The organism is Clostridium sp. CM027 (assembly GCF_024730565.1).
Lineage (GTDB): Bacteria > Bacillota > Clostridia > Clostridiales > Clostridiaceae > Clostridium_AD > Clostridium_AD estertheticum_B.
Window position 1 is genome coordinate 96,067 of the sequence record NZ_CP077725.1, and the last position, 19,222, is coordinate 115,288.

Annotated in this window: 17 protein-coding genes and 2 tRNA genes; 18 read left to right on the plus strand and 1 reads right to left on the minus strand. The window is 33.3% G+C overall.

The genetic code is table 11. The features are described 5' to 3' along the window. Positions 1-24 precede the first annotated feature (24 nt). The 5 genes from KTC92_RS00455 (at position 25) to KTC92_RS00475 (ending at position 5,256) form a co-directional block, all read left to right on the plus strand. Complete coding sequence (locus KTC92_RS00455) at positions 25-705, plus strand: 4Fe-4S dicluster domain-containing protein (RefSeq protein ID WP_216301756.1); 681 nt, start codon at positions 25-27, stop codon at positions 703-705. 51 nt (positions 706-756) lie between these two features. After that, positions 757-2,367 (plus strand): FAD-dependent oxidoreductase, encoded by a 1,611-nt coding sequence (locus KTC92_RS00460; protein WP_220285979.1) that lies wholly within the window; start codon positions 757-759, stop codon positions 2,365-2,367. 235 nt (positions 2,368-2,602) lie between these two features. Continuing rightward, on the plus strand, positions 2,603-3,775 hold the full coding sequence (locus tag KTC92_RS00465; protein WP_220285978.1) for an NADP-dependent malic enzyme: 1,173 nt from the start codon (positions 2,603-2,605) through the stop codon (positions 3,773-3,775). Positions 3,776-3,849: 74 nt separating this feature from the next. Then, a complete protein-coding gene (locus KTC92_RS00470) occupies positions 3,850-4,692 on the plus strand; it encodes a fumarate hydratase (protein WP_220285977.1) in 843 nt (280 codons plus the stop codon). Between the two features lie 12 nt (positions 4,693-4,704). Beyond that, positions 4,705-5,256 (plus strand): Fe-S-containing hydro-lyase, encoded by a 552-nt coding sequence (locus tag KTC92_RS00475; protein ID WP_220285976.1) that lies wholly within the window; start codon positions 4,705-4,707, stop codon positions 5,254-5,256. A gap of 199 nt (positions 5,257-5,455) precedes the next feature. On the opposite strand, the gene KTC92_RS00480 is transcribed toward KTC92_RS00475, so the two are convergent. Continuing rightward, a tRNA-Leu gene (locus KTC92_RS00480) sits at positions 5,456-5,542 on the minus strand. A gap of 282 nt (positions 5,543-5,824) precedes the next feature. On the opposite strand from KTC92_RS00480, the gene KTC92_RS00485 reads away from it, so the two are divergent. The 13 genes from KTC92_RS00485 to KTC92_RS00545 all read left to right on the plus strand — a co-directional run bounded on the left by KTC92_RS00485 (position 5,825) and on the right by KTC92_RS00545 (position 19,221). Beyond that, on the plus strand, positions 5,825-9,745 hold the full coding sequence (locus KTC92_RS00485; protein WP_220285975.1) for a 5'-nucleotidase C-terminal domain-containing protein: 3,921 nt from the start codon (positions 5,825-5,827) through the stop codon (positions 9,743-9,745). Between the two features lie 127 nt (positions 9,746-9,872). Further along, positions 9,873-12,488, plus strand: a complete 2,616-nt coding sequence (polA, locus tag KTC92_RS00490; protein WP_220285974.1) for a DNA polymerase I — start codon at positions 9,873-9,875, stop codon at positions 12,486-12,488. After that, positions 12,489-13,100: a dephospho-CoA kinase gene (coaE, locus tag KTC92_RS00495; protein ID WP_220285973.1), complete on the plus strand. Its 612-nt coding sequence runs from the start codon at positions 12,489-12,491 to the stop codon at positions 13,098-13,100. Further along, positions 13,100-13,660, plus strand: a complete 561-nt coding sequence (locus tag KTC92_RS00500; protein ID WP_220285972.1) for a lytic transglycosylase domain-containing protein — start codon at positions 13,100-13,102, stop codon at positions 13,658-13,660. Before coaE ends, KTC92_RS00500 begins: the two co-directional genes overlap by 1 nt. A 119-nt stretch (positions 13,661-13,779) precedes the next feature. Then, a tRNA-Leu gene (locus KTC92_RS00505) sits at positions 13,780-13,861 on the plus strand. Positions 13,862-14,040: 179 nt separating this feature from the next. Further along, entirely contained in the window at positions 14,041-14,163 is a 123-nt protein-coding gene (locus KTC92_RS00510) for a hypothetical protein (protein ID WP_258280648.1), read from the plus strand. Positions 14,164-14,307: 144 nt separating this feature from the next. Further along, a complete protein-coding gene (locus KTC92_RS00515) occupies positions 14,308-14,829 on the plus strand; it encodes a hypothetical protein (protein ID WP_165412869.1) in 522 nt (173 codons plus the stop codon). A gap of 213 nt (positions 14,830-15,042) precedes the next feature. Continuing rightward, on the plus strand, positions 15,043-15,555 hold the full coding sequence (locus tag KTC92_RS00520; protein WP_216301764.1) for a GNAT family N-acetyltransferase: 513 nt from the start codon (positions 15,043-15,045) through the stop codon (positions 15,553-15,555). Between the two features lie 139 nt (positions 15,556-15,694). Continuing rightward, positions 15,695-16,447: an SPOR domain-containing protein gene (locus tag KTC92_RS00525; RefSeq protein WP_216301765.1), complete on the plus strand. Its 753-nt coding sequence runs from the start codon at positions 15,695-15,697 to the stop codon at positions 16,445-16,447. 201 nt (positions 16,448-16,648) lie between these two features. Continuing rightward, entirely contained in the window at positions 16,649-16,909 is a 261-nt protein-coding gene (locus KTC92_RS00530) for a DUF4321 domain-containing protein (RefSeq protein WP_165412872.1), read from the plus strand. A 10-nt stretch (positions 16,910-16,919) separates the two neighbouring features. Then, positions 16,920-17,495, plus strand: coding sequence for a Maf-like protein (locus tag KTC92_RS00535; protein ID WP_220285971.1), 576 nt, complete (start codon positions 16,920-16,922; stop codon positions 17,493-17,495). 11 nt (positions 17,496-17,506) lie between these two features. Beyond that, the gene (radC, locus tag KTC92_RS00540; protein ID WP_220285970.1) at positions 17,507-18,193 is read left to right on the plus strand and encodes a DNA repair protein RadC; all 687 of its coding nucleotides are present in this window, start codon (positions 17,507-17,509) and stop codon (positions 18,191-18,193) included. Between the two features lie 20 nt (positions 18,194-18,213). Continuing rightward, entirely contained in the window at positions 18,214-19,221 is a 1,008-nt protein-coding gene (locus KTC92_RS00545) for a rod shape-determining protein (RefSeq protein WP_216301767.1), read from the plus strand. The last annotated feature ends 1 nt before the right edge of the window (position 19,222 follow it).

The following is a 19,222-nucleotide window of genomic DNA, read 5'->3' on the forward strand; positions in this document are numbered from 1 at the left end:
GTATAAACAAAGGAGGCATATAAAATGTCCAATAAAGAAATGGTGGAAATATATATATTAAATAAAAAGTACTCTGTACCTTCAAGCCTTACAATCATGGATTCAATGGAATATGCAGGGTATCAATTAGTTAGAGGATGTGGATGTAGGTCGGGCTTTTGCGGTGCCTGTGCCACGATATATAGAATTAAAGGTAAGAAAGAATTAAAGGTATGTTTAGCATGTCAAACCAAGGTTGAAGATGGTATGTATCTTACTCAATTGCCATTCTTTCCTGGAGACAAAAAATTATATGATATGAATGAATTAGAGCCGACGGCTGATACAATGATGAAGCTTTATCCTGAAATATACAGCTGCATTGGATGTAACTCTTGTACGAAGGGATGCCCCCAGGACCTTAATGTTATGCAGTATATTGCCTATGCCCAAAGAGGAGACATTGAGAAATGTGCCCATGAATCTTTCGACTGTGTTATGTGCGGAATCTGTGCTTCTAGGTGTCCTGCCAATATAACTCATTACCAAGTAGGGGTGATTGCACGCCGGCTTACAGGTAAATACATTGCCCATGAAACAGAACATTTGACAGAGAGGGTACAACATATTAAAGAAGGCATGCATGATGATTCATTGAGAGAACTAATGGCTAAAAATGTTGATGAATTAAAGGGATTATACAATACAAGGGATATTGAAACGTAAAAATTAGCTTAGAATTACATAAAAATATAGTTTTACCAGGGAGGTATTTAAATGTATACAGCAGAAATGAGGGGGCTAATAAAGAAGGTAGAGGCCACCCGTTCCCAAAGATTGGGAGTTCAGTTTCCGAGAATGAGTCCCCAAGAAAAAGAAGATATATTAAAGGAAAATTATCCTGATTATAGAGATAATGAATTCAAAAATCTAAGTTTAGGGCCAAACAAAGGATCAAAGGTTCCCCTAGAGTTGGCGGATATTATTGAAGCTAAAAGTAGACTTCAAGATCTGGACATGGATTTAACTAAAGTAAACTATGACGTGGATGTGTTGATAATAGGTGGGGGAGGAGCTGGAGCATCGGCAGCCCTAGAGGCTCACAAAAAAGGCGCCAATGTATTGATTACCACAAAATTACGTTTCGGTGACGCTAATACGATGATGGCCGAAGGGGGGATCCAGGCTGCTGATAAGCCAGAAGATTCTCCTGCGAAACACTACATGGATGTAATGGGTGGCGGACACTTTACTAACAAAAAAGAACTTGTTAATGCCCTTGTAAAGGATGCTCCGGGAGCAATCAAATGGTTAAATGACCTTGGGGTAATGTTTGATAAAGAAGAGGATGGCACAATGGTTACTACCCACGGAGGTGGAACCTCGAGAAAGAGGATGCACGCCGCTGCCGACTATTCGGGAGCTGAGATCATGCGTGTGCTTAGGGATGAAGTGATTAACAAAGGGATTGAAGTGGTGGAATTTTCACCTGCTGTGGAGATCCTATTAGACAAGGATGGTAAAGCTGCTGGAGCCGTATTATTCAATCTTGAAACAGAGGAATATTTAATCGCAAGGGCTAAAACAGTTATTATAACCACGGGAGGTGCTGGAAGACTTCACTATCAGGGTTTTCCAACATCAAATCATTATGGTGCAACAGCGGATGGACTTGTTTTGGGATACAGAGCCGGAGCAGAACTTGTCTTCGCAGATGCTGTGCAGTATCACCCTACTGGGGTAGCATACCCTTCTCAAATTTTTGGGGCACTTGTTACGGAGAAGGTCCGTAGTTTAGGGGCAACACCTCTAAATATCCATGGTGAGCAATTTACTTATCATCTTGAAACAAGAGATGTGGAAACATCTGCAATCATTAGAGAATGTCATGTAAGAAATAATGGTATTGAGACACCTTTAGGGGTAAAGGGTGTATGGTTGGATACTCCTTTAATCGAAATCATCAATGGGGAAGGAACGATTGAGAAAAGACTTCCTGCCATGCTGAGGATGTATCAAAAATTTGGTATTGATATGAGAAAAGAGCCAATTCTCGTATATCCTACCCTTCATTACCAAAACGGAGGACTTTTAATTGATGAAAACGGTCAAACCAAGGTAGAAAACCTTTATGTGGCAGGAGAAGCTTCAGGAGGGATACACGGTAGAAACAGATTGATGGGTAATTCACTATTAGATATTATTGTTTTCGGACGTAGGACAGGGTTCCATGCAGGTGAAAAGTGCAAAGTGGTTAAAGTAAAAGAACTGAGCCTTGACCATGTTAAAGAATACCACAAAAGCCTTGAGGAAAACGGTGTGAATACAGACAAGATTTCTCCTGTACTACTGCCCCATTATACCCATGGAAGAGAAAATGATAAATAATATTATTTAGTTTGATTTTTACTATGAATAAGAGTATTTATTTTTCGTAACAAAAATAGAGTTAATATTTATAAAATCAATTGACGTAGTAGATTTAAAGGTGGTGATATGAACAGTAAAATACATAATTAGCATGTTGAATTCTTCATAAAATTATATTGGGTTATGTCGGTAGGAAATATTAAAATAGTTATTGTCATAATAAAGAATAAAACAAAAAAGGAGAATGAAAAATATGAATATTAAAGAAGAAGCAATGAAATTACATAGACAATGGAGAGGTAAAATTGAGGTGATTTCTGCAGTGCCAGTAAAAACTAAGGAAGATCTTTCAATAGCTTATACACCGGGGGTTGCAGAGCCTTGTCTTGAAATTTCAAAAAATATAGATTTATCATATGAGCTTACAAGAAGATGGAACCTTGTAGGCGTTATAACAGATGGTACTGCCGTTTTAGGTTTAGGTGATATAGGACCAGAGGCTGCAATGCCAGTAATGGAAGGTAAATGTGTACTATTCAAAGCATTTGGAGATGTTGATGCTTTTCCTTTATGTCTAAAAACTAAAGATGTTGATGAAATTGTAAGAACGGTTAGTTTACTTCAAGGTAGTTTTGGTGGTATTAATTTAGAGGATATAAGTGGACCTAGATGTTTTGAAATCGAAAGGAAACTAAAAGAAGTATGTGATATCCCAATTTTCCACGATGATCAACATGGAACAGCTATTGTTGTTGCTTCTGGTGTAATTAATGCTCTAAAATTAGTAAAGAAGAATATGCAGGATGTTAAAGTTGTAGTAAACGGTTCAGGAGCTGCAGGTATTGCTTGTGCAAAATTATTAATGAGTATGGGAGCAAAAAATGTTATTCTTTGTGATAGAAAAGGTGCCATCTATGAAGGAAGAGAAAATTTAGGTGGAGAAAAAACTTTGATGGCAACGATTACAAATAAAGAAAAAGTACGTGGTACATTAAAGGAAGTTATTGTTGGAGCGGACGTGTTCATAGGAGTATCGGATGCTAACCAAGTAAGCCAAGATATGGTAAAGACTATGGCGAAAGATTCTATACTATTTGCTATGGCTAATCCAGTACCTGAAATTTTACCATCTTTAGCAAAAGAAGCCGGTGCAAGAGTTGTTGGTACTGGAAGATCAGATTTTCCAAATCAAATAAACAACCTATTAGCATTCCCAGGAATATTTAGAGGTACATTAGATGTTAGAGCAAGTGATATCAATAATGAGATGAAGATTGCCGCAGCAAATGCTTTAGCGGAGCTTGTGAGTGATGAAGATTTAAATGAAGACTATGTTATTCCACTACCATTTGATCCAAGAGTTGCAAAAGCCGTAGCTGAAGCTGTTATGGAAGCTGCTAGAAAATCTGGAGTAGCTAGAATATAATAATAATAATAAAAGCTGTTCAAAATTTTTGAACAGCTTTTACAAGAAAAATATTTGGAAGGAGTTGTGGATTCATGCGTAAAGTAGATGTAAAAGAAATTGAAAATGCTTTAAAAGATATGAGTATAAAGACTAATTTTTATGTGGGAGAAGACGTATTAGATGCCTTTCATAAATTCCAAAAGGAAGAAACATCTCCGGTAGGAAGAGATATTATAGCCAATTTGTTGAAAAATGCTGAAATTGCAAAAACTGATCAAGTACCAATTTGTCAGGATACAGGTATGGCTGTAGTATTTGTAGAAGTAGGTCAAGAAGTTCAGTTAATCGGCGGAAATATTACAGATGCCATTAACGAAGGTGTACGACGTGGATATAAAGAGGGATTTTTAAGAAAATCTGTTGTAGAAGATCCTTTAAAACGAAAAAATACAGGGGATAATACTCCGGCTGTGATATATTATGATATTGTACCAGGGGATAAAGTCAAAGTAACTATAGCCCCAAAAGGTTTTGGCAGTGAGAATATGAGTAGATTAAAAATGCTTAAACCATCAGATGGTTTAGCAGGTGTACTTGATTTTGTTGTAGAAGCCGTTTCACTTGCAGGTCCAAATCCATGTCCACCTATTGTTGTAGGTGTTGGAATTGGTGGCACATCTGATAAGGCAATGTATCTTGCCAAGAAGGCCTTAACAAGAGATATTGGTAGCCATAATGAAACAGAGCATTTAAAAGAAATTGAATTAACTTTACTAGAACAAATTAATGCACTAGGCATAGGACCTCAAGGACTAGGGGGAAATACCACAGCCCTTGCTGTAAATGTGGAAGCTTTTGCAACACATATTGCTGGATTACCTGTGGCAGTAAATATTAACTGTCATGTGGCAAGACATGCAGTAACAATTATATAGGGAGGGGAAAAGATGGAAATCAAACATATATCTACTCCTTTAACACAGGAGAAGTTGAAGGATTTAAAATCGGGAGATAGTGTTTTAATATCAGGAACCATGTATACAGGTAGAGATGCAGCTCATCAGAGACTAGTAGACGCAATTAATAATGGGGATGAGTTACCTTTTGATCCTAAAGATGCCATTATATACTATGTGGGACCTGCTCCAACTAAACCTGGAAATGTAATAGGTTCTGCTGGTCCAACTACTAGTTATAGAATGGATGATTTGACTGTTCCATTGCTTCAACTAGGTCTTACTGGAATGATTGGGAAAGGGCTTAGAAGTCAAACTGTAGTAGATTCAATGCAGAAAAATGGCGCAATTTATTTTGCTGCAATAGGAGGAGCTGGAGCTCTTATTGCTAATACAATAAAAGAATGCGAAATTATTGCTTTTGAAGATTTGGGTCCAGAAGCCGTTCGTAAACTGACGGTAGTGGATTTTCCGGCTGTGGTTATAATAGACACCAAAGGCAATAATCTTTATGAAACAGAAAGAATAAAATATCAGAAATAAAAAATAAAAACTGTATTGGGAAATTCCAATACAGTTTTTATTTCTTTGAAAGAAATTTATTTTAAATATAAAAGACTATTAAAAATTAAAAGATATGTTAATAGGCAACGTTTATATTAAAAAACAATAAAAGTTTTGTGTCACCTTTTTGCCATTTTAGGCATAAAAAAAGACTTTCAAGAAATACTTGAAAGCCTTATGGTGCCGAAGGCGGGAATCGAACCCGCACGGTATTGCTACCTCTGGATTTTGAGTCCAGCGCGTCTGCCAGTTCCACCACTTCGGCATGTCTGACAATATGAATTCTAACATATATTTATAATTAATGCAATAGTTATAGTATATTTTTATTAATAAATTTTATATCTTAATAGATAAAGGTTTTATGTTAAGTATTAATGTGTTGAAATAAAATTACATAAATAAAACTATTTATAATAGAAGTAATATATTGAATTAATAGCCACATAATGCTAAAATCAAAAGTAAGTTGTATATATTAAACATTAATTTTTAGATTTTATTTAAAAGTCTAAAAGGAGGAATAACAAAATAAGGAGGGATTTCATTGCTTAGAAAGAAACAGAAAAGAATACTTAGCTGGATACTATCGTTAGCATTAATATTATTTAATTTTAACGGTGTTATTGGAACTAAAATTGTAGAGGCGGCTGGAATTGATACATCGACAAATGTAACCGTTGCCAGAAAGAGCTTGGAACCAAATGCATTTACTCTAGGAATTGGACAAGTAACGTCTCCATCAGTAGCTCCAGTTAATGCTACAAATAAAACATTTGATATAGTAGAAATTACAGATTTTCATGGACAACTTTTGGATTCAACTAATACAAAACCTGTAGGAGCTGCATTAGCAAAAGTAGTTAAAGACGTGAAAACTGCAAATCCTGGAAGAACACTTATCATTGGTGGAGGAGATCTATATCAAGGAACACCCACCTCTAATGTACTAAGAGGAGTTCCAGTTCAAAAGGTGTTATCAAATATGGGAATGGAAGTTACAGCTTTAGGCAATCATGAGTTTGATTGGGGACTTGATATAATTAATACTGAAACTATGATTGGTGCAAATTACAACATTGTTTGTGCTAATATGTATAAAAAAGGGACAAGCAATAGACCATATCAGCCTTATAAGATAATTACTAAGGATGGTGTTAAAATAGCAGTAATAGGAGCAATACTTAAGGAAGCTCCAGGTATAATTATGCCAGCTTTAGTAGATCCTTTTGATTTTAGGGACCCAGCTACAGAAATTAATATAGTTGCAAAGGAAATCAGAGATGGAAATCTAGCTGATATAGTACTAGCAGATGTACATGATGGTGGTTCATCGCTTAATACTATGGTTAATAAATTACATGGCGTAGATGCGGTATTTGGTGGACATACACATAGTATTGGTGATGTTGTAAACAAAGATGCAGATGGGTTGGACGTACCTACATTAATAGCAGCGGCTACTGGTAAAGGTTTTATAAATTTAAAGATTACTGTAGACTCTACAAACAAAATAGTAGGTTTCTCACCTAAAGGTTCAAACTGGAAAGGACTTACAGTGACAACTACATCAGCAACAGACCCAGATTGTAAGAAAATTGTTGATGATGCAAGTACGTCATTACTTCCAATATTTAATGAAGTAATTGGAACTAATGACAATGCTTTAACTAAGAGCCAAGTTGACTCACCTTATGGAGAATCTCAACTTGGAAATTGGATGGCAGATGTTGTAAAGAACTATTCAAAATCACCAGCAGAGGTGGGAATGGTGAATAACGGAGGGATTAGATTAAGTCCAATTCCATCAGGCGATATAACTGTTGGAACAATATTTAATATAATGCCATTTGATAATACGATTTGTACTACAATCATGACGGGGGCACAGCTAAAATTCATTTTTGAACAAGCTGTTCAAAATGATGGCAAAGGAATACAAATTTCTGGAGTTAAATTTGTATATGATTCTTCAAAACCGTCGTATAAACCAGCTGTAGTAGATGCAAATGGGACAGTCACAACACCAGAAATACCAGGTCAAAGGGTCCTTAGCATGATAAGAGAAAGCAATGGCACAGTTGTTAAGGATACAGACACACTAAAAGTAAATGCACCAGATTTTGTTGCTACTGGAGGGGACACATTTACAGGATTCTTAGCACCTGAGATAGTAGCTAGTTTAGTAGATTCGCATGAAAATGTAAGAGACGCTTTAAATGCTGATGTTAGAGATAAGGGCAAGATGACAGTTGTAATGAAAAATAGAATAGACAATCAAATGAAAGATGTAGATACTGAAGCAACTATCTCAGTAGTAGCAACTTCAGATGTACACGGAAATGTTCTAAACTTTGATTATGGAACAAATGCAGCGCCTTCAAAAGGACAGGGACTCGCAAAGGTTTCAACTTATGTTAAGGGCTTAAGAGCAACTAATCCAAATGTTATGTTAATAGATAATGGAGACACTATTCAAGGAACTCCACTTGCTTATTACTATAATATGATAGATAAAACCACAACTTATCCAATGTCAGCAGTTATGGGAGCAATGGGATATGACAGCTGGACTCTAGGGAATCACGAATTTAACTATGGACTTGAAGTATTAAATAGAATTAAGGATGATGCGAAGGATCAAGGTATCGACGTGTTATCTGCTAATACTTACAAAGCTGATAATAAAAATTTTGTTAAACCATATACTATGAAGTCTTTTGTAGTTAATGGCAAAACAATTAGCGTAGCGGTACTTGGACTTACAACAAAAACTATATCTAGTTGGGAGGATCCAGCTCATTATGATGGATTACATTTTAATGATTTAGTAGACGAAGCTAAAAAATGGGTTCCAGTAGTAAAGGCAGATGGAGCAGATGTAATAATAGTAGCTGCACATACTGGAGAAGAAGGAGTAGCAGATATTATTCCGGAAAATCAAGCTAAGGCATTGGCTACTCAAGTAAGTGGGATAGATGCTATAGTTGCAGGACATGCGCATAGTACTTTAAATGACATCAATTTAAAAAATCCAGAAGGCAAAGTGGTTCCAATATTAGAACCAGGTAAATGGGCACAAAACGTTTCACAAATTGATATAGCGGTTAATGCTGCAGGAATTGTTACAGGATTAACTACTAAAAATGTAGCTATGGACACTATCGCTGAAGATCATGATATAACAGCTTTAATTGCACCATATCAAGCTAAAACTTTAGAATATACTTCAACAATACTTGGACAATCTAAGGGAGAATATAAAGGCAATAAGCAAATTACTGAACCAACTGAAATAATGGAGTTAATAAACAAAGTTCAAGCTGGTGCAGCTGGAACACAACTCTCAATAGCAGCTCCACTAAGTTTATCATCATATATTCCAAAGGGTGATATTACTATTAAAGATATTATGGGCGTATATGTATACGAGAATTTTCTTTATGGAGTGAAGATGAATGGAAAACAAATAAAAGATTGGATTGAATATACAGTAAGATACTACAAACGAACATCAGGTTCAACAGATCCAATAGTTAAGGACGCAGATCTTAATATTGCAGATTATAACTTGGATCAATTGTACGGAGCAAGTTATGACATCGACTTAACAGAGCCAGCAGGAGCAATTGATTCAGTTACTAAAAAAATGATATCTGGAAACAGAATTAAGAACTTAAAGTTTAATGGAAGAGTGATTAAGGATTCAGATGTATTTACAGTTGCAATAAACAACTATAGATACAACGGCGGCGGAGGATTCATGGCTGCTGCTGGAATAAGTAGCGTTGATACATCTTTAGTTACTTATAATTCAGCTAAGGCTCTAGGTGATGATGGTCAGGTTAGAAGTTTAATGATGAAATATGTTAAAGATAATAAGACTATAACACCATCTTCAGCAAGAAATTGGAATATATTATCATCATCAATAAAGCAAGAGGTTCCGGTGACTGGAATATCACTTGAAAAAGCTTATTTTAGCATTGGCCCTAAGATGAGTGAAACCTTAGAGGCAACATTACTACCTGGCAATGCAACAAATAAAAAAGTATCGTGGAAATCAAGTGATACTTTAGTGGCGTCAGTTGATAATAATGGAAAGGTTACAGGACATAAAATTGGGTTAGCTAAAATAAGTGCTACAACCGATGACGGGAATTACAAGGACGAATGTACTGTTGCTGTTGTAAGTAAGCCGGTTAATAAAGTTAGAATAAATAAAAAGGATATAATTATAAAAGTAGGCAAAAATGAAAAATTAACAGCTTTAGTTGGACCGGGAAATTCAGATATTAAGGATGTAATTTGGAAATGTGACAGTTCGATAATAAAAATTATTGAGAAAAATGGAAAGAGTATTTCAGTAATTGGAATATCTACCGGAAAGGCTAAAGTGACGGTTACTTCACTAGATGGAGGGTATAAGGCGACCTGCGACGTAACTGTTATCGATAAGAAAAAATAATTTTGGCGGCAGGTACATTTGTATCTGCCTTCATTTTATTTAAATCGTTGATGTTTTTATTGACGAAGTATATTATAATGTAGAATATAGCACAATATATAAACATACTAGAAAGAAGGGATTTACAATGTCTAAGGAAAGACTATTAATTTTAGATGGCCATAGTCTTATGTATAGAGCTTTTTATGCATTACCAGCCCTAACAAATTCGGATGGCATATACACTAATGCAGTTTATGGTTTTACAAATATGCTTTTAAAGATGAAGGAAGAGTTTGAGCCAGATTATATTGTTACAACATTTGATAGGAAGGCGCCTACTTTTCGTCATGAAGAATATAAAGATTATAAGGCAGGTAGAAAAAAAATGCCTGATGAGCTCCGCGATCAGTTTTCTCTAGTTAGGGAACTTTTAGAGAAAATGGCTATAGATATTTTTGAATTAGATGGCTTTGAAGCAGATGATTTAATAGGAACATTATCTGTATTTGCAGAAAAACAAGGACTTGAAGTTTTTATAATAACAGGAGACAGAGATGCACTCCAGCTTGCCACAGATAATGTTAAAGTTGTAATAAACAAAAAGGGAATGTCACAAAAGGAAATATATGATAGAAATCGAATAATAGAAGAGTTTGGAGTAACTCCTACAGAATTTATAGATGTAAAAGGGCTAATGGGGGACGCTTCTGATAATATTCCAGGTGTACCAGGAATTGGTGAAAAAACTGCTTATAAGCTAATTAAAGAGTATAAGAGTATAGAAAACCTTCTTATGAATATTGATAAGATTAGTGGTAAAAAACTTGTGGAAAATTTAACTGCTTATAGTGAACAGGCTATTTTCAGTAAAAAATTAGCTACTATTATTACATGTGTGCCTATGGAAATGGAATTAAGTTCAATTAAATCAAAAGAAAAATATGATGTACGGGCTGTAAAAGATTTATTCTACAAATTACAATTTAAATCTTTAATAGGGAAAATACCAGATGATGAGGATTCAATCGAAGAAACATTTTCTGCGGATTTTACGGTAATAGATAAATTGTCGAAGCTTCTGGAAGTTATTAGTGAAATTAAAGAGACTATTTATATAACTTTTGATATTGCAGATTCTAGTGTGTTTTCTAAAATTAGCGTAAATAACATATATTTTAATTATAAGGGAAAAAACTATTTGATTATGGTTACTGATTTATTTAATGAAGATGAAGAAAAATCTATAAGTTATTTGAAAACTATACTTGAGAGTAATGATATTAAAAAGGTAAGTCACGGCGTAAAGAATGCTTACACTGCACTTAATAAAAAAGGCATTAAGTTACAAGGGGTAAAATTTGATACAGAACTTGGGGCTTATTTGCTCGATTCAGCTAAAAAGGAGTATAGCCTGGAAACTCTTATAGATAAAATTCTTAGAATCTGTATTATAGGCGAGGGTCATGAAAGAGAGATTAATAAAGTAGCATTACTAAAAGAGCTTTATGAAATCTTAGAAAAGAAGATTGAAGAGTACAAAATGGAAGAACTGCTATATGATGTGGAGCAACCATTAACAGAAGCTATATCATATATGGAGGCAGAAGGATTTACAATAGACAAGGATAGATTAGAGGAACTTGGCATAAAATTCGCTCAAGATATAAAAGAAATGGAAAGCACTATTTTTGTTTTATCTGGAGAAGAATTTAATATTAAATCTCCAAAGCAACTAGGCAAGATATTATTTGAAAAGTTAGATTTACCTGTTATAAAGAAAACAAAAACAGGATATTCAACTAATGCTGAGGTTTTAGAGGCGCTAGCAGATAAGCATCCCATTATCACAGAAATTACAAGGTATAGACAGTTAACAAAGATTTTTTCTACTTATATAGAGGGGCTACAAGCAGTAATTGATACAGATTGTAGAATACATTCAAACTTTACACAAACAGTTACAACAACAGGAAGACTATCAAGTACTGAACCTAATTTGCAAAATATCCCTATAAGACATGAAATGGGTAGAGCTATAAGAAAAGTATTCATACCACACAATGATCAGTGTGTTATTTTATCTGCGGATTATTCACAGATAGAGCTTAGAGTATTAGCTCATATAGCAGGGGATGAAAATTTAATTGAGGCTTTCATTAAACATTGTGATATTCATACTAAAACTGCTTCAGAGGTATTTAATGTACCGATAGGAGAAGTTACGGCGCTTATGAGAAGTAATGCAAAAGCTGTAAACTTTGGAATAGTATATGGCATTGGAGAATTTAGCTTAGCAAAAGACTTAAATATATCTAGAAAAGAAGCTAAAGCATACATAGAAACATATTTTGAAAGATATCCAAATGTTAAAAAATACATGGAGGATATAGTGGTTGAAGCTGAGAAAAATAATAGTGTTACTACAATAATGAATAGAAGAAGATTTATCTATGAAATAAATTCAACAAACAAAATTGTGAAGTCCTTTGGTAAAAGGCTTGCTATGAATACACCGATACAAGGAAGTGCAGCAGATATTATTAAACTTGCTATGATAAATGTGTTTGATAAATTAAAGCAGGAGGGATTAAAGAGCACTTTAATTCTCCAAGTACACGATGAATTAATACTAAATGTATATAAGGATGAGCTTAAGCAAGTTGAGTATTTGGTTAAGGAACAGATGGAAAATGTAGTTAAACTTTCAGTTCCACTAGAAGTAGAAATAAGCATTGGAGAAACTTGGTATGAGGCAAAATAGTTGAAAACGCTAAGGGTTGGGATAACAGGTGGAATCGGTAGTGGAAAGAGCACAATAACTAATATGCTAATAGAGAAGGGTCTTCCGGTTGTTGATGCAGACATTGTAGCTAGAGAGGTTTTTATAATATATCCTGAGATGATAAGTAGAATTAAAGGGGAATTCGGGTATGAGTTTTTTGACAGTGAAGGTAATCTTAATAGGAAAGAGTTTGGAAACTATATATTTAAGGGTGATAATCGCAGAAAAAAGCTTGAAAGTATAATGATGCCGTTTATAAAAAAAGAAATACAAGACAGAATAAAAATGTACGAAGAAGGCAATTTGCAATTTTGCTTTTTAGATGCACCTACTTTAATAGAAAACAATTTTCATACTAGTATGGATGTAACTATTTTAGTGTGGGTGAGTAGTGACATTCAAGTACAAAGGGTTATGAATCGAGATGCTTTAAAAATAGACGAAACATGGGATAGAATAAGAGCTCAAATGCCAATAGATGAAAAGAAAAAATTTGCAGATTTTGTTATTGATAATGGCGGGAGTATTGAAAATACAAAATTACAACTAGATTTGATTATTAGGAAGTTAGAAAGGTTAGGAGTGAAGTGATGAAATTTAAAAAAATTATAAAAATCTTAATCTTAATTTTTTTGGTTATTATAGTGATTAACATTAAAAGCATTTTTAAAAGCTTTTACCCTATAAAATATGGAAATCAAATAGTTAAGTATTCGCAAAGGTATAATGTGGATCCTTGTTTGGTTGCAGCTGTAATTAGGGCAGAAAGTAATTTTGATGGAAACGCTGTTTCTCCAAAAGGTGCCTATGGGCTTATGCAGATAATGCCTGATACTGCATTGTGGATTGCAGAAAATATGAAATTAAAAGATTTTGATGTGGAAAAATTATATGAAAGTGAAATTAATATTGCTATGGGATGTTGGTATATTAATAATTTAAACACTGAATTTAATGGAAATATAGACTTGGTGTTGGCAGCTTACAATGGTGGACGTGGAAATGTACAAAAATGGCTTGATGATAAAGAATACTCTAGCGATGGAAAAACATTAAATGTAATACCTTTCGGGGAAACAGATAAATATGTTAAAAAGGTAAAAACAAATTATAATATTTATTTTAAATTATATGGTGATGAAATCAAATAAAAACAGAAAAAACTATTGACAATTTATACTAGAATAATATATAATCAATCTTGTAGTTACAAGTTTTAAAATACATATGACTATAAGATTTGATCCTTTATATTAAATAAACAATATTTGCGATAGTGGCGGAATGGCAGACGCGCACGTTTAAGGGACGTGTGGGAGACCATACGGGTTCAAGTCCCGTCTGTCGCACCAAAAAATTATATTACTTTAAAAAAGAGGTAGAAATACCTCTTTTTTTTAACGACTTTCCTTCAGAAGTTGTTAATATTGCAGTACCGCGGGTGATGATTTAATTGGTAAGATAAAAACCTATGAAAAGTGAATTTTTTTAAGAAATATGGAAAAACTAACATCTGAAAGAGGTGTTATTTATGAAAAACAAAAACAATAATTCTAATGAAAAACAGGAGAAACCACTCAAAAATAAAGAAAATAATCCAGTTACTATAAATGGTGATAGTAACATGAGAAAGCCTGTAAGAGGATTAAAGTAGAGGCGCTATAAAAAGTGAGCGCTATAAAGAGGGTGTAATTACATCCTCTTTATTTTTTTTTGCATATTGTCATAAAATTAGTATCAAAACACGGCCTCTAGCATAAATTGTTAATGTATTAAGTTATAAATAGGGAGGGCGGTTATGAAACTAGAGGACAGAAATATTGAAGATATAGACATGAAGGAAGAATATGAAATGGTTCCACTAGAACCTATGATGTATGGATATGGGCAAATGAATATGATGCCGAATATGGGCATGAACCCAAATGTGGGTATGAACCCAAACATGGGAATGCAAATGGGAGATATGCAGGATGTAAATCCAAATATGGGGATTAATTCGATTATGGGAATGAACCAATTTAATGAAGACATGTTCATGAATGGGTCCAATCCAATGGGTATGACGTATGGAGATGTATCTATGAAAGGTTTTGAGCAGGGGGATGAAGATTTAAGACAATTGGATAATTATCAAGATAGATCCCCATTTGATAGACCTAATCCCCAATACAATGATGTTGAGTCCATTGTAAGAAGAATTGAGAGGTATAACCCTGCCATATTTAGGAGGTTAAATAGGTGTGGGATACCATATTTAGAAGCAAAAGAAATAGTTAGAAGAATCGTTAGAGTAACACTTATGTACAGAGATGAATAAAAAATAGTAATCATTTAACATAAAGAAAAACAAAATTCATCTAGAACCCTATAAAAACTTATAGGGTTATTTGATTTGTAATGATTTGACAAAAAAATAAAAATATAGAAGTGCTAATATAATTTTTTTTGAAGGGGATTTAAAAGTAACGTAGAATTTAATTATTAAAGAGGCATAAAATGTTAAAGAGGAGTAAATTGAAGAGGTGTAATTATGTTTAATATAGATATTAAATTTGATGATGTTAGCATTATGAATGTAGAAAAAGGGGATATTTTAAAAATTAAAAATTGGACTAATAAACAGCAAGATTTTAATATAGAGGCAAGGTTAAATTATGATATTAAGGAATTTTATGAAAGATATTTAGAGTGTTATGTGAGTGAAGGGGAATACTTTCTTAAAGTGTTACATGGTAGTGAACTTATAGGTATTATAAAAGGTAGAATAGAATTTAAAAATCCAAATGAAGTATGGATTATGTGTTATTTAATAGAAATTAGACTATATGATGCTGATATATCAAACATAATTATTAATGAGTTTTCAAAGCATTTACATGAAAATTATGGAATGTGTGATTTCTATACTTTTGTTTCATCTAATAATAATGCAATGGTGGAATTTTGGAAACGCAATAACTTTGAAGAAAGTAGGGTAACAAGCAATTTTTTTAAGATAAATAGCGAAGACAAGGATATAATAATTCTAAAAAAAACAATTTAATATATATATATTTTTTTTTATTCTAAAATCAATTTTAAAATAATAGTATTTTAAATAAGGCATCTAAAAAAATAGACTACAAGTTACTAGTTATTTTTTAAAAGATGTTTAAAGATTTATTAAATTAGGGGATGATAAAGTGAGATATACTAGATATAATTATAAGACGCCTAGGAAAAATAATAATTTTATGATTGTAATTACATTAACTTTGATAGCAGCCATTGCCTTGGGCACAATGTTGTCCAAGCTAATACCTAATAATAACGTTAAAACGGGTACAGGTGATAAAACTACTAAAACGGATGTAGTAAAAGACAGTAAAGTAAATCAAGATAGTAAAGTGAACAAAGAGAGCGTAGATGTTTCTAAAGAGATTCCTCAAACTAATATTAAAGATTATGTAGCAATACAATGTGGCGTTTTTAGCGCGAAGGAAAATGCTTTAATTTTGAAAAAAAGTTTAATGGAGTTTAGTACACCATTTATTCTTGAAGAAGATAAATTATATAAAGTCTTGGTTGGTGTTTATCCTAAAGATGGGATTGGTAATATTATTAAACAACTTGATGCAAAAAAAATAATGTATACTAAAATTAATTTTCAATTGAGCGGAAAGGATTCAACAAGTGCACAAACCAATGAAATGATAAGTGCTGATCTTAAAATATTAAATAAACTTTCAGAAAAAGATACTAAATCAATTAAAACTGTAGAATTAAAAAAGTGGATAGGTTCTTTAAAGGGTGCGGAAGAAAAAAGTAAAAATTATAGTACCATGACTGAAATGAAATCATATTTAACTGCAATGCCAGCGGAATTAAAAAAGGAAAAAACAGAGGAGGGGTATATCTACATCTATAAATATATAAAGAAAATATTAAAGAAGTAGAATGATGTGGAATTAAATCATTAAAAATACAAATAGATTATTTGAATCTATTTGTATTTTTTTATCTAAATGCTAGTGGATATTTTTGCAACTTAATAAATTACAATTATAAACTTTTTTTGAATATTAAATTTATACACTTGTGTATGAATTTATTAAATGTTAAAATGTATAGGATATAAGTAAAGTGGGGGGTACGATTTGAAAAGTGCAGAAGGAAGAAATCCGTATTTTATTTTTTTTATACTGATTGGAGCTATTTCTGGAAGTTTTATAGGTGAACTATTAGGAGATAACGTAAGCGCACTCAAATTTTTAAAGAGTACATACACCATAGGAATGAATACTCCTATGCTTATAGATTTTAAAGTATTAGCAGTAACTTTCGGTATAAATTTTAATATTAATATAATGTCTATTATAGGCATTGTTTTGGCAATAATATTATATAGAAAATATTAGGAGTGATGTAGTGGATATTATTCTAGCTTCTGCATCTTTGCGTAGGGTGGAACTTTTAAAAAAAATAACTAGCAATTTCAAGGTAATAGTAAGTGACTTTGAAGAGAGTGACGTATTATTTTCTGCGAATTGTGGAGACTACGTTATGGCCTTAGCAAAAGGAAAGGCTGTAGCTGTTTGTAGTAGCGTTAAAAAACCAGCTGTTATAATAGGGTGTGATACTATTGTTTATTTCAAAGGCAAAGTGCTTGGTAAACCTAAAAATAACAAGCGAGCTTTTCAAATGATTAGTGATTTAAGTGATAATACACATGAGGTATATACAGGGATTGCAGTAATAAACACCGAAACTCAAGAGATTAGTACTGAGTATGTTTGTACGGAAGTAAAATTTTCAAAATTGTCTTCAATAGAAATAAACAATTACATAGAAAAGGGCGAGTCACTTGATAAGGCTGGAGCTTATGGAATACAAGGAGCAGCATCTCTATTTGTTGAAGAAATAAAGGGCTGTTACTATAGTGTGGTGGGGCTACCGGTAAATAAATTATATTTTATGTTAAGGGAGATGGGGGTCAATCTATAAAGGAGTTGTTTATGGGTATGACGTGCAAAATCATGGATTTGCCTCAAAATGAAAGGCCAAGGGAAAAATTGTTAAGATACGGTGCTGAAACTTTATCCAACAATGAGCTATTAGCTATAATACTTAGAATAGGATCAAAAAATGAAAATATTATAAGTCTTTGTGATAGAATAATTTCTGAGTGTGGCGGACTAAATGGACTTCTAAGTTCAAGTGCAGAAGAATTTATGAATTTAAAGGGTGTTGGAAATGCTAAAGCAACACAACTTTTAGCACTTACAGAAATTTCAAAAAGATTTAGAAGTTTTAAATCAGGAGAAGAGTACAAAATTACTTCCCCAAAAGATGTTGCAGAATATCTTATGGAGGAAATGAGATATTTAAAAAAAGAATATCTTAAATTAGTTATGCTAAACACAAAGAATGTCATTATAAGTATAAAGGATATCTCAATTGGTAATTTAAACACTTCGATAGTTCATCCAAGAGAAGTTTTTTACGAAGCTATTAAAAAATGTAGTGCTTCCGTGGTTATTTGTCACAATCATCCGTCTGGAGATCCAACTCCTAGCAAGGAAGATGTAAACATTACTATAAGACTTCAAGAATGTGGTAAATTACTAGGGATAGAAGTGCTTGATCATATAATTATTGGGAATGGAACTTATACGAGTTTAAAAGAAAAAGGAATACTTTAGATACGAAGGGAGAAATTATAATGGGAATATTTGGAACAACTCGAGATATGGGAATAGATTTAGGAACAGCAAATACATTAATTTACTTGAAGGGGAAAGGAATTGTACTAAGAGAACCTTCTGTTGTAGCTATAAATGTAAATACTAATAAGGTATTAGCCGTTGGTGAAGAAGCTAAACAGATGATAGGTAGAACACCCGGTAACATTGTTGCCATTAGACCTATGCAGGATGGAGTAATTGCAGATTTTGAGATTACTGAAAAAATGCTTAGACACTTTATAAATAAAATTAGTTCAAAAGGTCTTACAAGTCCAAGAATTGTAGTCGGATTTCCGTCTGGTGTAACTGAGGTTGAAAAGAGAGCAATTGAGGAAGCAACTAAAAGAGCAGGTGCAAGAGAAGCATATTTAATGGAAGAACCGATGGCTGCAGCAATTGGAGCTGGACTTCCTGTAAATGAACCAACCGGAAGTATGATAGTGGATATTGGGGGCGGAACTACGGAAGTGGCAATAATTTCATTAGGTGGAATTGTAACAAGCAAGTCGCTAAGAGTGGCAGGGGACAAGTTAGATCAATCAATAATAGCCTTTGTTAAAAAACAGTACAGCCTTATGATAGGTGAGAGAACTGCGGAAAATATTAAAACAGAGCTTGGATCAGTATACGAGCTAGAAGATGATGATATGAGTATGGAAATAACAGGAAGAGATTTGATAACTGGATTACCCAAAGTGATCGAAGTAACGCAAAAGGAAGTAAGAGAAGCACTTAGTGAGCCAGTTCAAGCAATAATTGAGGCAATAATAACAACCCTTGAAAAAACCCCACCAGAGCTTGCGTCAGATATTATGGAAAAAGGAATTATGTTAACTGGAGGCGGAGCGTTATTAAAAGGAATAGATACACTTATAAATCACGAAACGCATATGCCTGTACACATAGCTGAAAATCCACTTGATTGTGTTGCCATAGGAGCAGGAAAAGCTCTCGTTAATATAGACGTCATGAGTAAAAGAAGATAAA